This window comes from Paeniglutamicibacter antarcticus, from assembly GCF_039544305.1.
Classification (GTDB): domain Bacteria; phylum Actinomycetota; class Actinomycetes; order Actinomycetales; family Micrococcaceae; genus Paeniglutamicibacter; species Paeniglutamicibacter antarcticus_C.
Window position 1 is genome coordinate 1 of sequence record NZ_BAABLK010000060.1, and the last position, 1,439, is coordinate 1,439.

At 63.0% G+C, this 1,439-nt stretch carries 1 protein-coding gene; it reads right to left on the reverse strand.

The annotated features are described in order from the left end of the window. Window positions 1–23: 23 nt before the first annotated feature. Window positions 24–1,325, reverse strand: coding sequence for an ISL3-like element ISAar34 family transposase (locus tag ABEA12_RS15070; protein ID WP_210100263.1), 1,302 nt, complete (start codon window positions 1,323–1,325; stop codon window positions 24–26). Between the last annotated feature and the right edge of the window lie 114 nt (window positions 1,326–1,439).

A 1,439-nucleotide genomic window follows, 5' to 3' on the forward strand; every position in this document is an offset into this window, starting at 1 on the left:
GGCTCTACTGACTCTTCCGTGGGTCATCCCCGTCCCGGGAGTACCGGTTTCCGGCCTCCGAGGCTGAGCATCGCCAGGCCGATGAGGGCTTCGGGAGCTTTGAATCCGAAGGCCACCCGGGTGATGAGCCTGATTTTGGTATTCATGGATTCGATCCGCCCATTGCTCAATCCGTGCTCGATCGATGCCAGGATGGCTTCGCGGTGCTTGACGATGCTCTTTTGCAGCTTCACGAACGCGGGAATCCGGCAGCGCCTGGCCCAAGAAACCCACTTGTCCAGGGCCACCACCGCGTCCGCATGTGGCAGCCTGAAGATGGTCCGCAGCCCCTCCTTGAGGTAGTACGCGCGGCCCAGCCTCGGGTCGATCTGAACGATCCAATCGAGCTTCACCTTTTGCTTCACGGTGAGGTCCTCGGGGTTCTTCCAGAGCGCATAACGGGAGTTCTTCAGCTTCGTCGCCTTCTGGCTATCGGGCCGTTCCGGGGCATCCTTGGGCGGCCGTCCCCTGCCCCTGGCCGGCTCATTTTCTTCGGCCGCTTTCCGGGCCCGATTCCAGGATGCGCGGCGTTCCTCATCCAGGGCCCCGGTAGCCCATTGGACCACATGGAATGGGTCGGCCACACGGACGGCCTGGGGGCAGCGTTCGGCCACGACGGTGGCGATCCAGTTCGCGGCATCGGCGGAAACATGTGTGATCTGGGCGGATCGTTCCTCCCCGAGTGCGTCAAAGAACTTCCGCAGCGTGGCCTTGTCACGGCCCGGCGAGGCCCAAATCAGGCGGCCCGAATCGTGGTCCACGACCACGGTGATGTACTTGTGTCCGCGTTTGTAGGAGATCTCGTCGATGCCGATCCGCTTGAGGTCCGCGAACGGGTCGAAGGTCTTGGCGGTATCCTTCCAGACCCGGTTGATGATGGAGCCCACGGTGCGCCAGGCAATGCGCATCAGCACGGTGACCGCGCTCTTGGAGCATTGGGTGGCCAGCCAGGAGACCTGCTGGTCAAAGTCCCGGGTGTGTCCGGCCTGGTGGCGGGCCCAGGGAACGGCGGCGACGATGACTCCGTGCTCCGGGCAGCGCACACGAGGCGCGTGGGCCACGAGATAGGTTTCGGTGGTTCCCAGATCCAGGGTGCGCCACCGTCGGGGGCCTTCACCGCGGTCGTACCGGGAGCACCGCCTGGAGCAGATTCCGCATCTGTTCCGCAAGGACTTGTGCGGTGTCACCCGGGCCAGCAGGACCCCGGTTTCCGGGCAGGTATCCACGTGGTGGACGGTTGTTTTTTCGACACCCAGCAGGGCGGCCCATATGCTTGTTTTCTGCACGCCGTTTTCAGTCCCTAGATTTTTGTACCTTAGTCAGTCAAAAATCCTAGGCAGGAAGCGGCGTGTGGACGTTAAGGCTCGCGGCTCACGCCCACGGATATGTCAGTAGAGCCA